We start from the raw sequence: 24,055 nt of genomic DNA, 5'->3' as shown, positions 1-24,055 counted from the left end.
TGTGCTTGAATTGCCAACAAAAAAGTAAACTACGAGGTGAGGCACAATGAAAAAATCATTCATAAAAAAGAATACTATGGTGGGTCTGATTCTTATCTTAGCAACATCAGCTTTATTAAGTGCTTGCTCGGACAAGCCAGGGTCGGAGACTTCTGGCAACTCCAACAATAATTCGGTAGAAAGCAACCAAAAGGTAGAAATTGTATGGGCTATGGCTGCAGATCCAGATAAAAAGGCCTGGCAGGATGCAATGGTTTCTACTTTCGAAGAGACACATCCCAACATTACGGTCCGTCTGGAGAATATTCCTTACGATCAATTCGACCAGAAGTTGACGACTATGATCTCCAGCGGCAAAACCCCTGATGTATGGAACCCCAATCAAGCAGACAGTGGTTTTGCTACCTATATGAAGATGGGAGCTCTTAAAGATCTGACGCCATATATAGAAAAAGGTGCGCAGGAACTCGATACCATGGACCCTAACCTTCTCGACATTTACAAAATCGATGGCAGAAATTACGGTATTCCCCTTGTAAGTAATGCCACCTATTTATACTACAACAAAGATTTATTCGACCAAGCTAACCTTCCTTATCCAACGACAGATTGGGACGACACCTCCTGGAACTACGATAAAATGCTAGAGGTTGCCGGAAAATTAACCCATGATGTCGGGAACGTTCGCAAGCAAGTATTCGGATTCTCCAGTGCGCTCAGCCCTAACGCCATGGCATGGTCATTTGGAGGAGATTTCTTCAAACCGGAAGCTTATGAAACCGCTTTAATGGGTGAGCCAGACCTGTTTAATCCAAACAATATTGAGGCATTGCAATTTAATGTCGACTTAATCAATAAATACAAAGTGGCTCCGGATCAACAAACGGTAGATGCTTCTGCACAACTTGGTGATCCATTCCTAACAGGAAAAGTAGCTATGTATATTACTGGCGGATGGGGACTCGGCTCCTACAAAAGCGCCGAATTCAATTGGGGCGTAGCCGCGGTTCCTTATCATGAAGGACGAAAAGTAACACTTTACGTGGATCCGTGGAGTATCTCGGAATCCAGTAAACATCCAGATGAAGCTTGGGAATTTGTCAGACATCTCGCAGATCCCAAAGAAGGCGGAGGAGCTTACCGTTATATGAACGAAGTAGGCAGAACTCCAGCTGACTCCAGTCTGTTTGAACTATGGTACGAACAAATGGGCAAACAAATCGGAATGGAACCAGCTGACTTCAAACAAGTTCACGAAGGTTCAATCAAATACGGCCGTGAAGCGGAGAACCATCTCATCGTGAAATTTAACACTATTTTTGAAACGATGAAACAAACGATGTCTACCGTATGGAATGGCAAGAAGAGTATCGATAACGGACTCAAGGAACTGGACCAAAATCTCCGTTCACTTAAATTAGACTAGCAGCAAATAACTCGCGAACAATTTAACTTGAGGACCCACCTCATCACGGGTCCTTAAGTAACGGAGGTGTAGTAGTGGTAAAACTGTCAAAGGAAGTGAAACGGGAAGAACGATCTTTTTGGTTGTTTATTGCTCCCTGGTTCATTGGCTTCATACTCTTCACAGGTGGCCCGATGTTGATATCCCTTCTTCTCTGCTTCACAGAATATAATGTCATATCTTCGCCAAAATTTGTGGGTCTTGATAACTTCCGCGTGTTGTTCCAAGACAGACTATTCTATAAATCTTTATTTGTAACTGTATATTACAGTTTACTAGCGGTTCCATTTACAATTGTTACTTCTCTGGTCATCGCCGTAATGCTTAATCAAAAAGTTCGGGGCCAGGCACTGCTAAGAACACTATACTACGCCCCAAGTATTATATCCGGAGTTGCCGTCTCCTTCCTATGGTCTTGGCTTCTCAATCCACAGTTTGGGGTCGTGAATTCCTTACTCTATGATTGGTTTGGCATTGAGGGACCCGGCTGGTTTACCAGCTCGGCAACAGTAGTTCCATCTATGGTTCTTATGCAGCTTACCGCTTCTGGAGGAACAATGGTTATCTTTCTTGCCGCGCTACAATCGTTACCTGCTGACTTGTTCGAAGCAGCATCAATCGACGGGGCTAGTAAGCTCAGAATGTTTGCAAAAATTACGTTGCCCTTACTCTCTCCCGTTATTTTGTTTAACACCATAATCAGCATCATTGGATCGTTACAGGTATTCACTCAATCATACGTCATTACCAAGGGCGGGCCCGATTGGAACTCCTACTTCTATGTATATTACTTGTTCGATACTGCCTTCAAGCAATTCCGTATGGGGTACGCATCCGCTCAAGCATGGATCTTGTTTGCAATCATATTTGCCCTCACCTTAATCACACTACGTGGTTCGAAACGACATGTCCATTATGAATATGAAGCTAAGAAATAGGAGGCGCATTACTCATGAAACGAAAAACATACGCATATAACGAGTTGCGTCCTGTTTCGAAAGTTGCTGTTTATCTACTGTTATATGGGGGCGTCCTATTGTTCTCATTTCCGTTATTATGGATGATTCTAACCTCCCTTAAATCATTAGGAGAAATCCATAAAATTCCGATGACCTGGATTCCAGCTAAAATTCAATGGAGCAACTACAAACAAATTTTTATCGATGCTCCTATGGGCAACTACTTGTGGAATTCAACCTGGTACACATGTGTGACGGTGTTTGGAACCGTACTGACTTCTTCCCTCGCTGCGTTCGCGTTTGCGCGGTTGCGTGCGCGTGGTGGTACTATCTTATTTGCACTAGTCCTCAGCACCATGATGATTCCAAGCCAAGTTACACTTATTCCGCAATACCTAATATTTAACGAGTTGAATTGGACTGATTCCTACTTACCACTCGTTGTCCCTGCTTTTACGGCCAGTGCATTTACCATTTTTCTATTGCGTCAATTTTATATGGGAATATCCAGAGAACTAGACGAGGCAGTAAAAATTGATGGTGGAAACCGGTTTGTCATGTACTACCGGATCATGCTTCCGCTATCGCTTCCCGCTCTAGCTACCGCTGCGGTGTTGGAAATGATGTCGAGATGGAACGATTTGTTCGGACCACTCATCTATTTAAACAACGGGAGTAAATATCCACTATCCCTTGGGTTAGCTAATTTCACAGCGGCCTATGGAGCAACACCATGGCAATTATTAATGGCTGCATCCGTAGTAGCTGTTCTCCCGTTATTAATTCTTTTCTTCATGGCTCAGAAATATTTTATTCAAGGCATCGTCACTTCCGGCTCCAAAGGATAGTGAATCAAAAAACAAATTTAAATATGGATACGGAGGATTTTTATTATGAGATTTGATTTCCATACTCACCACGAACGTTGTGGTCATGCTACAGGAACTTTACGGGAATATGTTACAGCCGCTATCGAGAACAATTTACAAATCATTGGTCTTGCAGATCACTTACCATTATTCGCAGAACAAGAAGATCATCCTTCACCAGGTGGGTGTATGGCCAAAAGCGAGTTTCCCAATTATGTAAATGAAGTGCTTCAACTAAAGCAAGAATTTGCCGGAAAAATCGACGTGCTTCTTGGTGTAGAAGCTGACTTTATTCTTGATTGCTTAGGGTTATATCGCAAAATCCTTGCCAGTTATCCGTTCGATTATGTTATTGGCTCAGTGCATGAATTCGCTGGGATTGGCCTCTATGATTCCGAACATTGGGATCAATTAACCAACCAAGGTAAACTCGACTTAAAGAACAGTTATTACTATCATGTTGCTCAGTCCGCAAAATCAGGATTATATGACATCTTAGGACATGTGGATGCCTTGGACCGCTATATGCCCGATTACAAAACGTATCAAACAGAAATCGCAGATGAGACGCTTCAAACCATAGCTGAGAATGATATCGTCATCGAGATTAATTCTTCTGATGAGCATTGGGTTCCTAATGGAGTACTTTTGGAAAGAGCATTACATTACGGTGTAAAAGTGACCTTTGGATCCGATGCCCATGAACCTGAACGTGTTGGAGACCATTTCGAGGAAGTAAGAAAACATTTACTTGAAGTCGGCTACCGCGAATGGGCCATATTTAATCAAAGACAAAGAACTATGATTTCTCTCTAATCTATGTGTGAGAAGGATTAATTTTCTATAGGTTTTGAGAGAAGGAGTATCCATCATGAGCAACCCCTGGTTCATTAGTAATAGTGTCATCTTGGTTCGCCTGTTATTATCTGTCCTGATGGGTGGACTTATAGGATTCGAACGTGAACACAATAACCACCCTGCAGGTTTTAGAACTCATATTCTCGTATGTCTCGGTTCTAGCTTGATCATGATGTTATCCATCTATGGTTTCTCTGATTTTATTGGTGAAACGAACGTACGGCTTGACCCTGCTCGGCTTGCGACCGCTGTGATTACTGGGATCGGTTTTCTTGGAGCAGGAACGATCCTGTTTACAGGCAAATCTATCACAGGCCTAACCACAGCAGCTTCTCTTTGGGTTGTTGCTGCTATGGGACTTGCCATTGGCGCTGGATTTTATTTTGCTGCGATAACCGTTACTTGTCTGGTGCTGATTATATTGTGGATGTTCAACAAAGTAGAACGCCGTTTCCTACAAAGCAAACAAATCCGGACCCTTACTATCCAAGCTACCGCTACTGAAGATATACTTGATAGTGTCTGTAATCGGTTAAACGACTTCGCGATCAAGACTCAAAAAATGACTTTATTAGAGAAAAGGCTTCCCATAGGTGAAGCAGATCAAATAGAAGTCCAAGTTCAAATCATTGTTCCAAGATCGATGGAACCTGACATAATGATCTCAGAGATGAGAAAGATCGGTGGCATTCACGCCATTTCCGTCGAATAATAAGTTGAATAGCCGGAAATCTCCACCTGCGAGATTATCCGGCCATTATTATTTATCATGTTTCAAAATAAATTCATCTTGCTTAACACCATCTACATCATAAGCCTCGTACGTTAACGTGTTATCGCTGATTGTAATACCAGCAAACATCCCTTTATTATTCTGAAAATGCACAGCTTGATAATATTGATCGCTCTTCTTTTCATTGAACTTTGGACCTGTTGTATTCGTAGTGACATACACTGTCCCTTGACCTTCATCTACAATTTTCCCATTCTTCAAAGGATAGGACCGCGAGTATTCATGATTATGACCCTGCAGCACCAGATCGACGCCATATTCATCGAATATCTTCACCCAATCTTCTATTTTCTCATAAGTATTACCGCCGTATGCCGGCCGATGTATAGCCACGATGGTCCAATCTTTATCATTATTCTTCAAGTCCTCGCGTAGCCACTTCTTCTGTGCTTTAATGCCTGATTCCGTATTGAGAAATACAAAGTGAGCATTCCCGTAATCCATCGAATACGTTGTTCCAGGAATGGAGCCTTCCGCCCCGTTGTCTGGCAAATTAAAGTGCGACGTGAAACGCTCAGCAACACCATCTACTTCATCATGATTACCCGTAACTGGAAAAAGTGGGATTCGATTGAGCCATTTATCTACTTTACTAAAAAAATAGTCCCATCCCGCCTCGTCCTCAGGTTCTTCTGTTAAATCGCCGTTGTGTACAATAAAGCGTGTATCCGGAAATAGGTTAAATGCCTGATTTAATGTTTGGCCCCAGAACTCAAAATCTGCTTCTGTTTCCCCTTGTGTGTCCGTCACATTAATCCAAGTGAATGTCTTGACTTCATCTTCCTCTGTCTTAAAAACTGCTGGCTGACTCCAACCATCGCTTTCCCCACTGCCTACCCTATATATATACTCCGTTCCTGGTTCCAGGCCCGTAATATTCACCTTATGGATACCTTGCTTTTTACCGTTTCCAGTATCGATTGACGTAGAACTAGCAGTCCATCTCAAAGCACCTTCGGCACTTAAATCTGCTGCATTAGTCCCTCTAGCGATTTCGACTACTCCTTGTATTTCGGGGTCCTCTGTATACCAGGTAAAGGCCCTAGTTGTACGTGCATCTTCCTTCCACGTAGTGACCAAAGACTTAGGAAGCACGGTGGTTTCTGATTGAAATCTTTGAATTACAACTACTCCAGCGATCAAGAGAATACACACGATTATGATCCAGTAAGACTCTCGACTTATGTTCAATCTATTCACTCCCTTTGTATGAGAATAAAGATACTTCTACTTCTCTAAGAATGTCAAATTCCATATCCTCTTATACTGGTTTGTCAACGCTGTGTAAAAACTTTCAGTTTACTTTCAGTTAGCCTTAAGTAAGAAATCAGGAAGGGCAGTTAGGATGGGTTATGTAACAAATGGCGGAACTTTGATCTTCACACGGAAATGAGGTGCATTAGTGAACACGAAATTAAAATATCGCCACGAGCTTAAGTTTATGATTAATCGCCAGCAATATTTTATCATACGCCAAAGGCTGAAAAGTATTGTAGAGCAGGACGCCCATGTAGGCCCTACCGGAGAATATCATATTCGAAGCTTATATTTCGATGATATCAACAATACGGCTCTTCATGAAAAATTGGGTGGGATTCGTGATCGGGCCAAATATAGGATTCGAATTTACAACAACTCGGACAACCTGATCCATTTTGAGAAAAAAGTTAAGTTTAATGATTACATCGCAAAGTTAAAAGAACCGTTGACGCGGGATATGTACAACTCTATCGTCAGTGGAAATTTTGAGGTGTTAAACGTTCCAGACAAGCCTTTGTTGAGAGAATTATATTACGAGATGAGAAACAACTTACTGCGGCCTAAAGTAATTGTCGACTATGTACGCGAACCTTACGTTTGTCACAACGGCAATGTACGAATCACATTTGACAAAGAGCTCCGAACCGGACTGAATTCCATTGATATTTTTGACGAAGCCTTGAATTCTGTACCTGCGATCGATGATCATTTGATCATTCTCGAAGTGAAATATGATGAATACATTCCGGAATATATCCGGGCTGCATTGCAGCTTGAGGGGCTAAATCAACAGTCCGCTTCGAAGTATGTCATTTGCCGCAAGTATTTAAAAACCAACACATGGGAGGATTATTAATTAATGGATACAACGACTACAGATACAACAGTAAACTTTGGAGATATCATAAAAAAGTCTGTCACTAGTAGTTTCTCGACAGATATCAGTATAGCCAAAATCTTAATCACACTTGGAATTTCTTTTATTATTGGACTCTTTATCTTCATTCTCTACAAACGAGTATTTAGCGGTGTGCTATATTCCAAGAGTTTCAACGTTTCGCTCATAGGTATGACTATGGTAACTGCTATGGTTATCATCGCTATCAGTTCTAACCTAGTCCTGTCCCTCGGTATGGTCGGTGCCCTGTCGATTGTCCGCTTCAGAACACCTATTAAAGACCCTACAGACTTGATCTTCCTATTCTGGGCTGCTGTCGCAGGTATCGTGACTGGAGCAGGGTTCTTTACCTTGGCTGCTATCGGATCGGTGATTATTGGTTTAGTTCTGTTCTTCTTTATTAAAAATACATCAACAGATACACCATACCTACTTGTCATTAACTGCACAGGTGATGAAAGCGAACAATTGGTTCATAGCCAAATTGGTTCACTCGTCAAACGTTATAATGTGAAACAAAAAACAGTTTCTGCAGGCAATATCGAGATTACGCTTGAAGTTCGTCTTCGCGATAATGAAGGACGTTTTGTTAACCAGATTTCGCAACTTGGTGGTGTCAAGAACGCGGTACTGATCAGCTATAACGGGGACTACGTGTCCTAATCAGTGGAGGTGAAGAAGATGAAAACAAAGTGGTCCTCGCTTCTTCTCTGTCTATGCTCCTTGCTGCTGATCTTTGGACTCGTTGCCTGCGAAGTAACGAATACCTCCTCTACCACCGTTGGTACTAACACAACAAGCACAACAGAAGAAACCAAAGTATCTGCGGAAGAACAGAAGCTGGATGAAGAAGTTTTTCCCAAGGACAAAGTCGTTGATGTTAAAATTACCATCGATGAAGATGAGTTTCAAGACATGCTCGACAATGCGAGTAACGAAGAAATAAAGACCGCTTCCGTTGATTATAATGGACAGCATTTCGATAATATCGGTATTCGCACAAAAGGAAACTTAACTCTACGTAGCGTGATCCAAATGACCGATTCGGATCGATACAGTTTCAAGCTCTCATTCGACGAATTTGTCGATCAAACGTTGGGTGGAATCAGTAAGATCAATCTAAATAATAACTACAGTGATGCAACAAGTATGCGTGAATTTCTCACCTATGAACTCGCAGAAACAATGAGACTCCCTACTCCTAAGCATTCTTTTGTTAACATTTACATCAATGATGAACTGTGGGGATTCTATCTAGCTGTCGAGCAGATTGGTGACGCCTATCTGGAGCGGAATTTCGGTAATTCTTACGGTGCGTTATACAAAGGAGAAATGACCGGAAGCGGAAGTGATTTGCTCTGGATAGATGATAATCCAGATTCCTATACCGGCTTGGTGCTTAAATCAGACACCACTAATGGAGACATCCTCATCGATATGATCAATGAACTTAATAATGGTTCTGATTATGAGAAGTACATTGATGTCGAAGAAGCATTAAAATACATTGCTCTAAATGTTGTTACAAACAACATGGACAGCTATATAGGTGGCAACAAACAAAACTACTACCTCTATGAAGATGATGGTATCTTCTCCATCCTTCCATGGGACTATAATATGGCCTTCGGAGGAATGGGTGGCGGTGGTGGAATGGGCGGTGGTTTCGGTGGAAATCGACCTGGAGCCCAAACGGACACCAACGCTAGTAATACGGCAGTTCCTGATAACGTAACTGCCGACAGCAAAGTAGATCAAGGAGATGCTGTGGGAGGTAACGAGGCGGCTCCCAACGGGGCTGCTGGAGGTGCTATGGTAGCTCCCGACAACGCTGCTGGAGATACTGCGGTGGATCAGGGTAATGCTCCGAATGGAGCTCCGACTCCTCCTGATCAAGCAACTGGTGATGGACAGACTCCTCCGGAAATTCCCGATGGATTCGATCCAGAAGCAGCCAATGGCGGTGGACTTAGCAAAACGAATCTTCTAATCGATGAACCTACGCAAGGTGCGGTTGCTGAACGTCCCTTAGTTGCTAAATTGTTGGAAGTCGATGAGTACAAGGAAATGTACCACAATATCATTAAGCAAGCCGTGGAAGGTTTTCTTGAGAATGACACCTTCACCGCCAAAGTCGAAGAGCTTTCTAACATGATCTCATCCTATGTAAAGGCTGATCCAAGTGCCTTTTACACATATGAGGAATATGAACAAGGCGTTACCCAGTTGATCGCGACTAATGCTAGTCAAGTAGAGAATATATCTCAGCAGCTTGACGGTACGATTGCTTCATCCGGTGATGGTTCCGGTAGTGGCGGTGCCATGGGTGGTGGCGGTGGTATGAGAGGCGGCGCTCGGGGCCTAGCCGCGCAGGGCGCTGATGCGACGGGCCAAGCTCCTCAAGGCGTTCCTGCCACGCAGGGCGCCGATGCGACGGGCCAAGCTTCGCAAGGCGATCCTGCCATGCAGGGCGCCGATGCGACGGGCCAAGCTTCGCAAGGCGATCCTGCCATGCAGGGCGCTGATGCGACGGGCCAAGCTTCGCAAGGCGTTCCTGCTGCTCAGGGCGCCGATGCGACGGGCCAAGCTTCGCAAGGCGATCCTGCTGCGCAGGGCGCTGATGTGACGGGCCAAGCTTCGCAAGGCGATCCTGCTGCGCAGGGCGCTGATGCGACGGGCCAAGCTCCTCAAGGCGGTTTTGGTGGTGGCCGTGGTCAAGGTGACAGACCTATGGATATGGGTAACGGCGGTGGACAATGGGGTGGTTTTGGTGGAGACCCATCAGTGCAGCAACAGGATAATTCCAACAATATCATCACGGCGGGGATATCCCTTCTTATACTCATATTGTCTTGCTTGTTCGTAGCCTTTTACAAACGAAAACGACTATAGAAAACACAAAAGAGACAGTCCCAACTGTTACGAATCATAACTTGGGACTGTCTCTTTTTTTAATCTCTTTGATTTAAAAACATGTGGTATAAGATCCCCTGTGCGGCTAGCCGGACACTGAGTACGCTATTTACTCATAAATGCCCCAAAATTCACACTTTGCGGACATGACTTCCGTTATTCACCAAATATACGGATAAATCAGCGCCTTATATAGCAAATAACGTATCCTATGTCCGGTATCGCTTCTAAATGGGTACTTTTGAGCGAAATAAGCTCCCTTATGTCCGCCTAGCTGCCGTGCCACAACTTGATCTCGGTTAGATATCCCATGTGCGGTTTGCCGGACACTGAGTATGGTTTGTAGTACCACTTGTTCTATGATTTATGTACTGCGGTTTGTACTACGTTTATACTGCGGCTTGTACTACGATCTGTACTTCGGTTTGTGCTGCGATCTGTACTTCGGCTTGTACTATCACCTTTGTTCGGCGATCGTGCTACGGATATTGGTCTACTGCTTATGGCTTTGATTCATGCATAGCTAGTTCTTCGTTTCTTGTATGGCTTATTCTTCGATTCGTGTTTCTCTTATGCTTCAATTCATTTTTGGCTTGTTCTTCAATTCGTGTTTCGCCTATGAGTCAATTCATTTTTGGCTTGTGCTTTAATTCACGTTTGGCTCGTGCTTCAGCTCGTACTGGCTTGCTATGGCTTATACCACTGTTTCTACTTAGATGATTTTTCGTCAATCACATACCCAACCCTGACGACTACTTGCCATATAGAATGATAAAAAAACACCACTTACCTGTTTAAAATTACCGCCTTTGGTTAATAGTAAACATCAAGAAAATCAATAATTTAGGGGTGATTCGTATGGGTTTTTTATGGTCATTAATTATCGGTGGCGTCATCGGATGGTTAGCAGGATTAATTATGAACAGAGATGTTCCAGGTGGAGCCATTGGCAATATTATTGCTGGTTTCGTTGGAGCTTGGCTTGGTAGCATCATTATGGGTAACTGGGGACCAGTTATTGGGAATTTCTACTTTGTCCCTGCTCTAATAGGTGCCATCGTGCTTGTGCTTATAGTTGGTGTAGTCATGGGCTTCATGAGAAAGAGTCGTTCATAAACATATCTTTAACTTGAAACGGACTGCTACACACACTGTGGCAGTCCGTTTTCCTGTTGCCTCTCCGTCCCCATCATGCTCCTTCTTCGCGGAATTCAGAGGGTGTCATCCCCGTCACCTTTTTAAATACTTGAGTAAAATATCTTGGATCCTGATACCCAACGAGCGGGGCCACCTGATAGACTTTTACATTACTGTTCTTCAGAATATATCTCGCCTTCTCTATCCGACACTGAGTCAGATATTCCAAAAAAGTATATCCCGACACTTGTTTAAACAACATGCAAAAGTGGCTTATGCTAAGATCAGCCAACTCTGATACTTCTTCTATACTGAGATCCTTATGATAGTTATTAGAAATGTACTCTTGTGACTTACTAATGACCGCCTGAACGTTCTCTCTAGAATGATTGCCCACGCTTTCCATAATCCATTTTCCAAAATTAACTTTGAGAACATCCATTATTCCACTTAATGTCTCTTGAGAATGCAGTTCCTGCAATAAACCCTCTAGTGACCACTCCAATAGGAGATTCATTTGTTCAAACTGTCGATATAAAACCACAGTCAGTTCAACAATCATCCGTTCTGCCATTTCCTTAGTAGGAGCATAAGTCTCAAGATAGCTCTGTGTTTCATCAAACAGAATTAACATCCGCTCTTTATTCAACGTGCGAATACATCCCAGAATTTCTGTCTCAAGTCGCTTAGGATACTTGGCTTCTGCTGGATCGCTCACCACGTCAGACCCGCTATCGACAAAAACACCCTCCTGCCCTCGATAAAATCGCCGATACAATGCCTTGACTGCACTTTGGTATGCGCTGCTGAGTTGCTCAATTCCTACCGTGCTTTGACTAAATCCAACAGAGCAAGAAAGCTTGGTGTTTATTTTGATTTGCTGAATAATGTCACTTCCGAGGCTTTCCTTCTTTCCACTTTGTGAGCTAGGAAATAATAATATCCACTCTCCACTATGAAAAGGAAACACAGTAAGCCCCCCATGCTCTAGCGACCACTCGCCCAGAATATTACGAATCGCAAACAGCCATAATCTTTTCTCTTCCATCGTCCATCGTTCATCCAGCTTCATAAAATGATCCAATTGAATAACAGCCATGAAAAAATCTGACTCTAGCTCACTATTTTCCAACCAACTCATATGTTGCAGCGGACTGCTATTCCCATCGATAAATTCCGCAAACATCCGTTCACGAGCTAATGTGGATAACATCTGAACCGAGTGAAGCAATTTATCATTTTCCATCTGTTTCTCTAAAGCTTTCTTAGCACGTAAAATCATTTCAATCAATTCATCGTGATCAATCGGCTTCAATAAATAATCGAACGCGCCTTCTCGGAGCGCTTCCCTTGCATATTCAAACTCTCCGTATCCACTAATAAAAATAAATAACCGCTTAGAGTTCTCAGCCAAGACTTCCTTCATCAAAGTGATCCCATCAATCCCTGGCATACGAATATCGCTTATAATCATATGCGGCGACAGCTCACGAACTAACCGAAGCGCTTCTTCTCCATTCCTTGCTTCACCAACAATAGTTAGTTTTAGTTCATTCCAAGGAATCGCCACCTTCAAGCTACGCAGGATGATCGGTTCGTCATCTACCAGAATTACACGATAATTATCCTCTGATGTTTCCATATCAAGACACCTCCAGGGTGATTATTAGGGCGAGGAATTTGTCCGTTGCAGCCAGTATTCCTGGGAGGATTTCTGAGTCTCCTCCAAAGCTTCTTTAGCGGATATTTTTCCGGATATCATTTCCTCGATTACCCGCAAAAAGGATTTCTTAACTTCCGGTGACAATATATTGTCATAGGGTACGAAGCTCTGATTACTTTGCTCCATTAACCTAATTACCTGTGCAAATATAGGCCCCGTCTTATCTGAATCGTACGCCACTTTAATCGCGGGTATTCGTAGTCCTTCATAAACTATACGGCTTTGGACTTCCTTCGTATAAAATGCCTGCAACAATTGTTCCGCAGCTTCCTTCTTCGCAGCTTCCATATTTGAAGATAATCCAATTCCTATTGTGTATCCACCTGCAATTGACTTACTATCCTTAGCCTGCAGAGAAGGAAATGGAATCACACCAACCTGATCTTGAAAATCTGCCGGTGCATCCTCATTATGAAAAAGATTAATATCCCAGTTACCATTCAGATACATCGCAGCTTTTCCGCTTGTGAACAGCTTAATCGCGTCTTCAGTTGACAAAGAATTAGAGGACTGGCTGAATGCCTCTTGCTGAATCCAAGTTTCCAACTGTTCAAATGCCTTTATATAATCAGGATTACTAAAGCTCTTTGTTACTTCCCCCTGCACTAATTCATTGATCAGATCAGGTCCAGCATATCGATCCATTAAATAGTGAGCGAAAATGGCCGCCGGCCAACGATCTTCATTTCCAAGTGCGAAAGGTATATATCCATTCTTCTTCAAAATCTCAATCGCCGTATTTAATTGGGCCAACGTCTCAGGTTGTTCGATCCCCAATTTATTAAAAATAAATTTATTGTAATAAAGAGGTTCAGCGTTTCCCTCAATCGGCAAACCATAAATCCGATTATTGAACGTCCATAGCTGCAGGTCTTGAAATTGATCCTTAAGTCCGCTTTCCGTAACAACATCACTTAAATCCATCAGCCGGTTGGATCGAACATACGGCTCAATTTCCGCTCCTCCAAACAAAACGAACATATCCGGCGGAGTTCCAGTCACCATCTCACTCTTTAGCTTCTGTTCCCGGTGGACCGTTTGGTCCATCCCTTCGAAATTCACCTTAACATTCGGGTGAGATTCCTGGAAATTTCGAACGACATCCTCAAAAATGCCCAGCATTGGTTTGTCATGCTCCTTGATCCAGAAATGACGAAACGTCAGCGTTATTTTCTCCGTCTGGGTCTCTTCAATCGGTTCACGATTGCCTGTGGCAATGAACAGGACAGAGGCCATGAGAACGACGGAATACAGCAATATCCAGCCCCAATTCATGATCCATTTCATGACGTTTCCCCCCTTCAAGGTAGTATTTTGGGTATACGGATTCGAATGGTAGACCCAAAACCGGGGGAAGAACAAATCAGAATGCCATAATATCCACCAAATCGGATGCTGAGACGCTCATGGACATTTTTAAGTCCAACGCCGTTCTCACGGTATTTCTTCAAATTGCCCCGATCCTTACTCCATAAACTTAAGAGTGTAGCCTGATCAAAGCCTGGACCATTATCACTTACATCAATCAGAATATCGCGTACATCTTCTCTCACTACGATGGAGATAAATCCGTTGTCCTCCATTTGTTCAATGGCGTGGTATAATGCATTCTCCACAATAGGCTGAACAATCAGCTTCTGAGTCACAAAATATTTCATAGACTCAGGAAGTTCAATTTCATAAGAAAATTTATCCTCGAAACGAAACTTCTGAATATCAAGATAATGACGAACATGCTCCAGTTCCATACTAAGTGGAATAAGCTCTTGATTCTCACTAATACTAATTCTCAAGAGCTTGCCCAGGGAAATAACCATTTTGCTTATATTCCTATTGCCTTGCAGCACCGCCATAGAATTAATCGATTCCAAGGAATTATATATAAAATGGGGATTAATCTGGGCTACCAACGCCTGTAATTCCGCTTCTTTTTTCCTCGCTTGCTCTGTCTGGACCTGCTGAATCAATTCCATGATTTGTGTACTCATCCGGTTGAATCCATCGATTAATAAGTCAGTTTCATCCTCTGTCTTTACATTAGATGTGATCGGAATGAATATCCCCTGCTGCACGCGCTTCATCCCGTTAACTGAACCTATAATACTGCGAACCAATCTTCTAACGAAGTAACGATCAAACAAAAAGGCAGATATTAAAGAGAATAACACCAAAATAATCGCTATATTCCGAATAGACACCGACTCCGAGGAGATGAGTTTATTCGGAGTAATGGCCACTAGATACCATTCCTTATTGTGTGACGGTAAGTAAGTGATCAATGATTTCTCATTTAAGTATTTATCTACATAATAGCCCTTGCCGTTCGAATAACCATCTGCTAAGAATGGAAATTGTGTTTGTTCTCCAATATGTTCACCAGACTTATCAAAGACAATTTTCCCTTGCTTGTTCACCAAAAGAATATCTCCTTGTTTGAGCATGGCGGCCTCCCAAAAGACCTGATCCAAAATGTCTGGTTTAACGTAAATAACTAACGCCCCAATATCCTCTAGTGAGTAATAATCTTTGATCAGACGGGCCTGAATAAGTACAGGTTTACCTGTAGAGGCGGAACCGTTTTCACCTGGACCTACCCAAATTGGACGACCCTCGGCTGCTTTCATCGCCTCATACCAGCTTTGCATTTTCAGATCATTAAATGACATTGACTCATTATATTGATACAGCAATCGGTCGTTTGAATACAATCCGAATGAATTGATCATAGGGTGATTTATTTGATTGTTTATAATTTGCTTATTCTCATAATCAACAACAAAATTTTGCATCTTCAATGTCTGTTGAATAACCGGTTGCGTAATAGCTGAGTTAGAAATCGTCGTTATTTCATTTAGAGCATACTTCAAATTACGGTCACTTTCCTGTAGAGAGATCCAATAGAAATTAATCGACTTATCCTCCATCGATTTAGAGAAGCTATAATACGATACGGCCCCCATGAGGATAACCGGAATAAACACAAGAAGAATAATAGCTAGTAGGATTTTTCGACGGAGTTTCATTCCCTGTCCCCCCCCTCTCATAATCACTTACTCTATTATTCTTCATAATGTTACAAATTCCTTGCTACCTATTGTTGAACATTAATTTCGAATTGATTTCGATTGCATAAATATGCCCTCGACTAACTTTTTATGGCACCTGAAGTCAGACCAGCAATTATCCACTTGCTAAACAGTAAGAACACAATAAGTAGTGGCAAAGTTGCCGTAAATGTAGCGGACATAATCATACCAAAGTCCAAACCATCTTTGTTGGTGAACAATTGTTGAAGCGCAAGCTGAATCGTATAGTGCTCTTTATTCTTTAAAACAACAAGTGGCCAGAAAAAGTCATTCCACACATTCATGAAATTAAGTATACCAAGAGTTGCCATTGCTGGAGTCACCACCGGAATAGCGATATTCCAGAATATTCGAAAATGACCCCCACCATCAATCCGCCCTGCTTCGATTAATTCCGAATGTACGGCAGATGTAATATACTGTCTCATCCAGAATATTCCGAACGCATTAACCATTGCTGGTACAATCAATGCTTTATAGCTATCAATCCAATGCAGTTTCGCCATGATTACATACAATGGAAGAACACCTAGTTGAGCTGGTACAAGCATCGTTGCAATAACAAAGACAAACAACACCTTTTTTAATGGAAATTCATACTTGGCAAATGCATAACCCGCTAATGTGCAGAGAAATACAACAGAAATAGTTACCGCAGATGCAACTAACACCGAGTTACCCAAAGCTCTGAAAAAGTCAGTACGCTCCAACACACGTTGAAAGTTATCAAAGAATTCGAATCCCGGTGTCAATAAAGGTGGAACATGAAAAGCCCCCGTTTTATCATTTGTTCCGATAACGAACATCCAGTAGAACGGAAAGATGGACACAAGAGCCCCAGCAACCATAAAGAGATAAAAGAAGATCTTTAATACTATTCCCGCATCATCGGGTTTTTTCTTACTAACAACCGCTAAGCTCATGCTTGTTTCCCCCCTGTGTCTCCACCCAAACGGTTAGATATGACCATATTAAGGACGGAGAAGAAAATAGTAGCGATTAACAGCATGACTGCCGATGCAGCTGCAGTTCCAAAGAATCCATTACTAAATGCCTCATTGTACAAATAAGTAACCATCGTGACTCCCTCCTGACGAGTGGCACCTGTCCCACCCTGACCGAGGAAAACGTATGGTTCTGTGAAAAGTTGGAGTGCACCGATCGTAGAAATCAGTGTGACAAATAGAATAAATGGCCGTAGCAATGGTAGTGTAATATAAATTAATTGCTGACTTCTATTGGCACCATCGATTCGCGATGCTTCGTAAATATCCGTAGGAATACTTTGTAGACCCGATAAGAAAATGATGGCATTGTAACCCATCCAACGCCACATAACCATGGTCGAGATAGCAATTTTCACACCCCAGTAGCTGGAGTTAAATGCTACACTATCAAATCCCAAACTATTTATTACCCAGTTAATCATACCGTTATTACCGAACATTGTGCTAAATACTAGAGTTACGGCAACAATGGAAGTAATATTTGGCATGAAGTATAACAAACGGAAGCTCTTTTTAAAGCGATTCATCGCTGAGTTGAGCATTACAGCCACAAATAATGCCAATATGAGCTGCGGCACAGTTCCCATCAACGCCATAATCAGCGTATTGCCGAAAGAAATCCAAAAGGTTGGATCGCCTATAATTAGATCGTAGTTTTTAAAACCTACATATTTCATTGGACCTAATGCGTCCCACTTGAAAAAGGATAAATAGATTGTGAAAATAATCGGATATAGGCCAAATATTGCAAATAAAATAAAAAAGGGCGATATAAAAGTATAAGCTGTTATTCGGCTTCGTCTAGTTTCATTTAGAAACGGCTTTTTACTTTTAACGCGTTCGACCGGCACTGCTGTAGCTGGTTCAGCCATTGATGCACCTCCAAGGAAGTTATTGATAGATAAATCCAAATTCGCAAGAAGATACTAATCTTCTTGCGAATTTGGAGAAAACTCTTGCTACTTCAATTCATTAGCTGCGTTCTGCAAGTTTCTTAGCTTGATCAACTGCATTATTCCACTCTTTTGTAGGATCAGCTTTTTGCTCTAGAACGTTTTTAAGTGCATTTTTGAAGAATGCATCCGTTTGGTCATGCAACGGTCCATAATATACAGGCTTAATGCGATTTGCCGATTTAGCATATTCGCCTGCGATCGCTTGACCACTAAAGAAATCATCTGTTTTTGTGAAAGCAGGATCATCATATAGTGCTGGAATTGAAGGGAACAATCCACTAGCTTCAAACGATTTTAATTGGTTCTCTTTGTTGACCATCCATGAAATAAACTCGTAAGCTTCTTTCGGATGTTTACCTTCTTTAGGAAGAGTAATAAAGGAACCGCCCCAGTTACCTGCACCTTCTGGAAGTTGAGCAATTTTCCACTTACCAGCAGTGTCAGCAGCATTGCGGATCGTACCAGCCATCCAAGCAGGTCCAAGCATTACTGCAAATCCGCCATCAGCGATGGATTGATTCCATTCAGGGGACCAAAGTAAAGTGTTACCAACCCAGCCCTCTTGAATACCTTTCACTGTAACATCATAAGCCTTTTTGACTTGTGGATTAGTATCTCCGATAAAGGAACCATCTGTTTTACTATAGTAAATTTGATCCTCAGATTGGTCACGAAGTCCGTTATATAGCAAGTCAGTTAAGTCTGTGAAAGGTTTGCCTGTCTTTTCCGTAAATTGTTTTCCTACTGCAGCAAATTTATCCCAAGTATCGATTGCTGCTGAGAATTGATCAGGATCAGTTGGCAATCCAGCTGCTTCAACGACATCTGTACGGTAATATGCTACTGTAGGGCCAATATCAGTAGGAAGACCTAATTGGAATGAGCCGTCGATCGATGAGGCTTGTTTCCATTTCCAATCAAGGTAGTTGCTAGCAATATCTTTTGCTCCAAGATCGTTCAAATTATAAAATTTATCTTGTGCGTTAATAAAACGCTCCATGAATCCGATTTCAAGCTGAAAGATGTCAGGGGCACCAGAGTTGGCAGAAAGGGCAGTCGTCAAGTTGTTATGATGCGCCGTTTGGTCTGCTGTATTTTGAAACTTAAATGTGACATTTGGGTGTAGAGCTGTGTATTCCTTAGCAAGTGCTTCATAGTTAGTCGTTCCTAGTGACCAGAAGCTAAGTACAACGTCCTCCGCCGGCTCTGTCGTTTCGGCTGGTGCTGCTGCATCCGTCTTCGTAGTTTCTGCAGGTTTGTTTGCAGTATTGTTAGTCTTGTTGTTGTTACCTCCACATGCTGCTAGTGAGGCAACCATTAGAACAGCGATCAATAGTATTGCCCAAGATTTGCTTCTTTTCATTCTTTTATAACCCCTTCCCTTATTACATATTTTTCTTTTTTAGTCTAACGTAAATATCTTCGCTTTTTGAGGAGGTAATATTGCGAATTATGGTTGGAATTTTTACGGTACTGAATTATCGACGCAAAAAAAAACGACCTAAGTCGGCTTAAATACCGCATTAGGTCGTTAAAAATTTAATTTTTCGTATTTTTAAGTAGAAATCACGTTATAAACTAGTTACATCAAACCAATAACTTCACCTTGTTTATCCAAATAAATATGCTCTGCAGCTGGTGATTTAGGTAGTCCTGGCATCGTTACTATATTGCCTGTATGGACTACAATGAAACCAGCACCTGCCGAGACGGATACTGCTCTAACATGTAAGGTAAACCCTTCTGGAGCACCTAATAGTTGGGGCTGGTCAGAGAATGAATACGGGGTCTTGGCCATACACACAGGCAATGAATTGAACCCAAGCCGTTCAATTTCCTTGATCCCCCGAACTGCGGCCGGTGAAAATGAAACTCCTGCACCGCGGTATATTTCCTGAACAATCTTCTCTATTTTAGATTGAGTGTCCATTTCGTCTGAGTATAGGCTTGTAAAAGCAGTCTTTTCTGCGTCTAAAATCTGGGTAAGTGTTCTAGCTAAATCAATACCGCCCTGACTACCCTCAGCCCAAACCTTCGAAATTTCTACCTTAACTCCAATGGATTTGCAGTAATCTATAACTTGATCTATCTCTTCCGCTTGATCCGATGCAAAGTGATTTATCGCGACCATCACGGGTACACCGAATTTTTGGATATTTTCTATATGTCGTTTCATATTTGGCAAACCTAATTCTAGCGCTTTGGGATTCGGTTGATCCAGTTCTAACTTAGATGCTCCACCATTATATTTAAGCGCCTTGACTGTGACCACAAGTACAGATGCTGCTGGAGTCAGTCCAGCTTGTCGACATTTAATGTTAAAAAATTTCTCAGCACCCAAATCAGCTCCAAATCCAGCCTCCGTTACAACGATTTTAGCCAATTTCAGAGATAGTTTGGTAGCTATGACACTACTGCATCCATGTGCAATATTAGCAAATGGACCACCATGGACTACCACTGGAGTCCCTTCTATAGTTTGTACTAAATTAGGCTTGATCGCGTCCTTAAGCAACACAACCATCGCACCTACTGCCCCCAGCTGTGCGGCAGTCACCACTTCATCCTTCTCATTATAAGCGACCAGCATTTGACCAAGACGTTTCTCTAGATCCGCTAGGTCCTTACTCAGACATAATACTGCCATAATCTCAGATGCTGTCGTAATCATAAAACCCGTCTCTTGAACTGCCCCGTTCCCAGCTCCAAGACCTGTCACGATATTTCGTAAACATCTGTCGTTCATATCCATAGCGCGCTTCCACAAAATCCGTTGTGGATTTATTCTTAGCTCATTTCCATGAAAAATATGGTTATCAATCATAGCCGAGAGCAAATTATGAGCTGAAGTTATAGCATGGATATCACCGGTAAAGTGAAGGTTAATATCTTCAGATGGAACAATCTGAGCCTTATTACTTCCTGTTGCTCCACCCTTCATTCCAAAACAAGGTCCTAATGAAGGTTCTCTAAGCGCTCCAATAGTTGGTTCTCCTATCGCATTTAGCGCCTGAACAAGTCCAATCGTTGTAAGTGTCTTCCCCTCGCCAGCAGGTGTAGGATTCATTGCTGTCACCAAGACTAGCTTCCCATCAGGATGATCCTGTAATTCGTTACTGAGTGTTAAATCCAACTTGCTCTTATATTTACCATACAACTCTAAATATTCCTCATTGATTCCAAAAGATTGTGCAACTTCAACAATAGGTTTCATTCTAGTAGACTACCTCCAGTAATTCTAGCACTGTAATCACAGATAAACATACATTTCATATTGTACATCAAATGGGGTAAAGTATGCAGTGGGAAATGAAAGATAATCTCAGAAGATTCCCCCAAAGTAGTTAGCATTAAAAAAAGAAGCCACTACCGAATTACTTCGGTAGTGGCTTCTCCATTATTGCTTGGCGGCGTCCTACTCTCCCAGGACCCTGCGGTCCAAGTACCATCGGCGCTGGAGGGCTTAACGGTCGTGTTCGGGATGGGTACGTGTGGAACCCCTCCGCCATCGCCACCAAACGTGGTTCAAGGTTTAATCCTTGAAAACCGGATACGAAACAAAATTGTGTGTAAGTGTGTGTACACCCGTATGTCTGCGAAGAATGAATCTCGTAACATGTAGGATAAGCCCTCGACCGATTAGTACTTGTCAGCTCCATACATTACTGTACTTCCACCTCAAGCCTATCAACCTCGTCGTCTTCAAGGGGTCTTACTAATTGGGAAATCTCATCTTGAGGGGGGCTTCACGCTTAGATGCTTTCAGCGCTTATCCCTTCCGCACGTAGCTACCCAGCTATGCTCCTGGCGGAACAACTGGTACACCAGCGGTGCGTCCATCCCGGTCCTCTCGTACTAAGGACAGCTCCTCTCAAATTTCCTACGCCCACGACAGATAGGGACCGAACTGTCTCACGACGTTCTGAACCCAGCTCGCGTACCGCTTTAATGGGCGAACAGCCCAACCCTTGGGACCTACTTCAGCCCCAGGATGCGATGAGCCGACATCGAGGTGCCAAACCTCCCCGTCGATGTGGACTCTTGGGGGAGATAAGCCTGTTATCCCCAGGGTAGCTTTTATCCGTTGAGCGATGGCCCTTCCATGCGGTACCACCGGATCACTAAGCCCGACTTTCGTCCCTGCTCGACTTGTCAGTCTCGCAGTCAAGCTCCCTTTTGCCTTTGCACTCTTCGAATGATTTCCAACCATTCTGAGGGAACCTTTGGGCGCCTCCGTTACACTTTAGGAGGCGACCGCCCCAGTCAAACTGCCCACCTGACACTGTCCCCGAACCGGGTCACGGTCCTAGGTTAGAACTCCGATACGATCAGGGTGGTATCCCAACATTGCCTCCATAGAAGCTGGCGCTCCTACTTCTTAGGCTCCCACCTATCCTGTACAAATCGTATCAAAGTCCAATATCAAGCTGCAGTAAAGCTCCATGGGGTCTTTCCGTCTTGTCGCGGGTAACCTGCATCTTCACAGGTATTAAAATTTCACCGGATCTCTCGTTGAGACAGCGCCCAAGTCGTTACGCCATTCGTGCGGGTCAGAATTTACCTGACAAGGAATTTCGCTACCTTAGGACCGTTATAGTTACGGCCGCCGTTTACTGGGGCTTCGGTTCATAGCTTCGCCTTACGGCTAACCACTCCCCTTAACCTTCCAGCACCGGGCAGGCGTCAGCCCGTATACTTCGCCTTACGGCTTCGCACAGACCTGTGTTTTTGCTAAACAGTCGCTTGGGCCTTTTCACTGCGGCCCCCTCGTGCTATTCACACTACCGGGGCACCCCTTCTCCCGAAGTTACGGGGTCATTTTGCCGAGTTCCTTAACGAGAGTTCTTCCGCGCGCCTTAGAATTCTCTTCTCGCCTACCTGTGTCGGTTTGCGGTACGGGCACCTTCTCCTGGTTAGAGGCTTTTCTTGGCAGTCTGAGATCATGACCTTCGCTACTATAAATTTTCGCTCCCCATCACAGCCCAGCCTTACAGTGTGCGGATTTGCCTACACACAAGCCTCACTGCTTAGACGGACACATCCATCAGTCCGCGTCACTACCCTACTGCGTCACCCCATTACTCATAACGGATTACGGTGGTACAGGAATTTCTACCTGTTGTCCTTCGACTACGCCTTTCGGCCTCGCCTTAGGTCCCGACTTACCCTGAGTGGACGAGCCTTCCTCAGGAACCCTTAGGCTTTCGGCGGATCAGATTCTCACTGATCTTTTCGTTACTTATACCGGCATTCTCACTTGTATACTCTCCAGCACTCCTTACGGTATACCTTCAACGTATATACAACGCTCCCCTACCCCTGATACATAGTATCAAGCCATAGCTTCGGTGGTGTGTTTAGCCCCGTTACATTTTCGGCGCAGAGTCACTCGACCAGTGAGCTATTACGCACTCTTTAAATGGTGGCTGCTTCTAAGCCAACATCCTGGTTGTCTGTGCAACTCCACATCCTTTCCCACTTAACACACACTTGGGGACCTTAGCTGATGGTCTGGGCTGTTTCCCTTTTGACAATGGATCTTAGCACTCACTGTCTGACTCCCGGATATGAGTCTATGGCATTCGGAGTTTGACTGAGCTTGGTAACCCTTGGCGGGCCCCGCACCCAATCAGTGCTCTACCTCCACGACTCTCTACTCCGAGGCTAGCCCTAAAGCTATTTCGGGGAGAACCAGCTATCTCTGAGTTCGATTGGAATTTCTCCGCTACCCCCACCTCATCCCCGCATTTTTCAACATGCGTGGGTTCGGGCCTCCAGTGCGTGTTACCGCACCTTCACCCTGGACAGGGGTAGATCACTCAGTTTCGGGTCTACGTCCACGTACTATAATCGCCCTATTCAGACTCGCTTTCGCTGCGGCTCCGGCTTCTCACCTTAACCTTGCACGGGAACGTAACTCGCCGGTTCATTCTACAAAAGGCACGCCATCACCCATATAGAGGGCTCTGACTTTTTGTAAGCACACGGTTTCAGGATCTATTTCACTCCCCTTCCGGGGTACTTTTCACCTTTCCCTCACGGTACTGCTTCACTATCGGTCACTAGGGAGTATTTAGCCTTGGCAGATGGTCCTGCCGGATTCATACGGGGTTTCACGTGCCCCGCACTAC

18 protein-coding genes and 2 rRNA genes (1 of these 20 only partly in view) are annotated in these 24,055 nt (G+C 43.4%); 10 read left to right on the top strand and 10 right to left on the bottom strand.

Features of this window, described 5'->3' with window-relative positions:
• Positions 1-46 precede the first annotated feature (46 nt).
• From NST85_RS04055 to NST85_RS04035, 5 genes are all read left to right on the top strand, one after another.
• Positions 47-1,426: an ABC transporter substrate-binding protein gene (locus tag NST85_RS04055; protein WP_127194305.1), complete on the top strand. Its 1,380-nt coding sequence runs from the start codon at positions 47-49 to the stop codon at positions 1,424-1,426.
• 74 nt (positions 1,427-1,500) lie between these two features.
• Positions 1,501-2,403, top strand: a complete 903-nt coding sequence (locus NST85_RS04050) for a carbohydrate ABC transporter permease (RefSeq protein ID WP_246054393.1) — start codon at positions 1,501-1,503, stop codon at positions 2,401-2,403.
• Between the two features lie 14 nt (positions 2,404-2,417).
• Positions 2,418-3,272 (top strand): carbohydrate ABC transporter permease, encoded by an 855-nt coding sequence (locus NST85_RS04045; protein WP_127194306.1) that lies wholly within the window; start codon positions 2,418-2,420, stop codon positions 3,270-3,272.
• Positions 3,273-3,317: 45 nt separating this feature from the next.
• The gene (locus tag NST85_RS04040) at positions 3,318-4,109 is read left to right on the top strand and encodes a histidinol-phosphatase HisJ family protein (RefSeq protein ID WP_127194307.1); all 792 of its coding nucleotides are present in this window, start codon (positions 3,318-3,320) and stop codon (positions 4,107-4,109) included.
• 55 nt (positions 4,110-4,164) lie between these two features.
• Positions 4,165-4,863 (top strand): MgtC/SapB family protein, encoded by a 699-nt coding sequence (locus NST85_RS04035; RefSeq protein WP_341188601.1) that lies wholly within the window; start codon positions 4,165-4,167, stop codon positions 4,861-4,863.
• Between the two features lie 48 nt (positions 4,864-4,911).
• Here the strand turns inward: NST85_RS04035 and NST85_RS04030 are convergent, their stop codons facing one another.
• Complete coding sequence (locus NST85_RS04030) at positions 4,912-6,135, bottom strand: metallophosphoesterase family protein (RefSeq protein WP_341188600.1); 1,224 nt, start codon at positions 6,133-6,135, stop codon at positions 4,912-4,914.
• Positions 6,136-6,346: 211 nt separating this feature from the next.
• Here NST85_RS04030 and NST85_RS04025 point away from each other — a divergent pair, with 211 nt between their 5' ends.
• The 5 genes from NST85_RS04025 (at position 6,347) to NST85_RS04005 (ending at position 11,131) form a co-directional block, all read left to right on the top strand.
• On the top strand, positions 6,347-7,060 hold the full coding sequence (locus NST85_RS04025) for a polyphosphate polymerase domain-containing protein (protein ID WP_341188599.1): 714 nt from the start codon (positions 6,347-6,349) through the stop codon (positions 7,058-7,060).
• Positions 7,061-7,063: 3 nt separating this feature from the next.
• On the top strand, positions 7,064-7,765 hold the full coding sequence (locus NST85_RS04020; RefSeq protein ID WP_341188598.1) for a DUF4956 domain-containing protein: 702 nt from the start codon (positions 7,064-7,066) through the stop codon (positions 7,763-7,765).
• Positions 7,766-7,783: 18 nt separating this feature from the next.
• A complete protein-coding gene (locus NST85_RS04015) occupies positions 7,784-9,994 on the top strand; it encodes a CotH kinase family protein (RefSeq protein WP_341188597.1) in 2,211 nt (736 codons plus the stop codon).
• Positions 9,995-10,367: 373 nt separating this feature from the next.
• Complete coding sequence (locus NST85_RS04010; protein WP_341188596.1) at positions 10,368-10,538, top strand: hypothetical protein; 171 nt, start codon at positions 10,368-10,370, stop codon at positions 10,536-10,538.
• A gap of 335 nt (positions 10,539-10,873) precedes the next feature.
• A complete protein-coding gene (locus NST85_RS04005) occupies positions 10,874-11,131 on the top strand; it encodes a GlsB/YeaQ/YmgE family stress response membrane protein (protein ID WP_127195226.1) in 258 nt (85 codons plus the stop codon).
• Between the two features lie 73 nt (positions 11,132-11,204).
• On the opposite strand, the gene NST85_RS04000 is transcribed toward NST85_RS04005, so the two are convergent.
• The 9 genes from NST85_RS04000 to NST85_RS03960 form a co-directional block, all read right to left on the bottom strand.
• Positions 11,205-12,794, bottom strand: coding sequence for a response regulator (locus NST85_RS04000; protein WP_127195227.1), 1,590 nt, complete (start codon positions 12,792-12,794; stop codon positions 11,205-11,207).
• A gap of 24 nt (positions 12,795-12,818) precedes the next feature.
• The gene (locus NST85_RS03995; RefSeq protein ID WP_127195228.1) at positions 12,819-14,162 is read right to left on the bottom strand and encodes an ABC transporter substrate-binding protein; all 1,344 of its coding nucleotides are present in this window, start codon (positions 14,160-14,162) and stop codon (positions 12,819-12,821) included.
• A 14-nt stretch (positions 14,163-14,176) separates the two neighbouring features.
• On the bottom strand, positions 14,177-15,898 hold the full coding sequence (locus NST85_RS03990) for a cache domain-containing sensor histidine kinase (protein ID WP_127195229.1): 1,722 nt from the start codon (positions 15,896-15,898) through the stop codon (positions 14,177-14,179).
• Positions 15,899-16,020: 122 nt separating this feature from the next.
• Positions 16,021-16,884 (bottom strand): carbohydrate ABC transporter permease, encoded by an 864-nt coding sequence (locus tag NST85_RS03985; RefSeq protein ID WP_127195230.1) that lies wholly within the window; start codon positions 16,882-16,884, stop codon positions 16,021-16,023.
• Positions 16,881-17,840, bottom strand: coding sequence for a carbohydrate ABC transporter permease (locus NST85_RS03980; protein ID WP_127195231.1), 960 nt, complete (start codon positions 17,838-17,840; stop codon positions 16,881-16,883). Before NST85_RS03980 ends, NST85_RS03985 begins: the two co-directional genes overlap by 4 nt.
• A 100-nt stretch (positions 17,841-17,940) precedes the next feature.
• Positions 17,941-19,287, bottom strand: coding sequence for an ABC transporter substrate-binding protein (locus NST85_RS03975; protein WP_127195232.1), 1,347 nt, complete (start codon positions 19,285-19,287; stop codon positions 17,941-17,943).
• Between the two features lie 219 nt (positions 19,288-19,506).
• Positions 19,507-21,138, bottom strand: coding sequence for a formate--tetrahydrofolate ligase (locus NST85_RS03970; protein ID WP_127195233.1), 1,632 nt, complete (start codon positions 21,136-21,138; stop codon positions 19,507-19,509).
• Between the two features lie 188 nt (positions 21,139-21,326).
• Positions 21,327-21,443, bottom strand: a 5S ribosomal RNA gene (gene rrf, locus NST85_RS03965).
• 100 nt (positions 21,444-21,543) lie between these two features.
• A 23S ribosomal RNA gene (locus NST85_RS03960) occupies positions 21,544-24,055 on the bottom strand (it continues 419 nt past the right edge of the window).

This window comes from Paenibacillus sp. FSL K6-2524 (genome assembly GCF_038005525.1).
GTDB classification, from domain to species: domain Bacteria; phylum Bacillota; class Bacilli; order Paenibacillales; family Paenibacillaceae; genus Fontibacillus; species Fontibacillus anaericanus.
The sequence above is the reverse complement of the archived record's forward strand: the minus strand, read 5'-3'. Positions and strand labels throughout refer to the sequence as shown.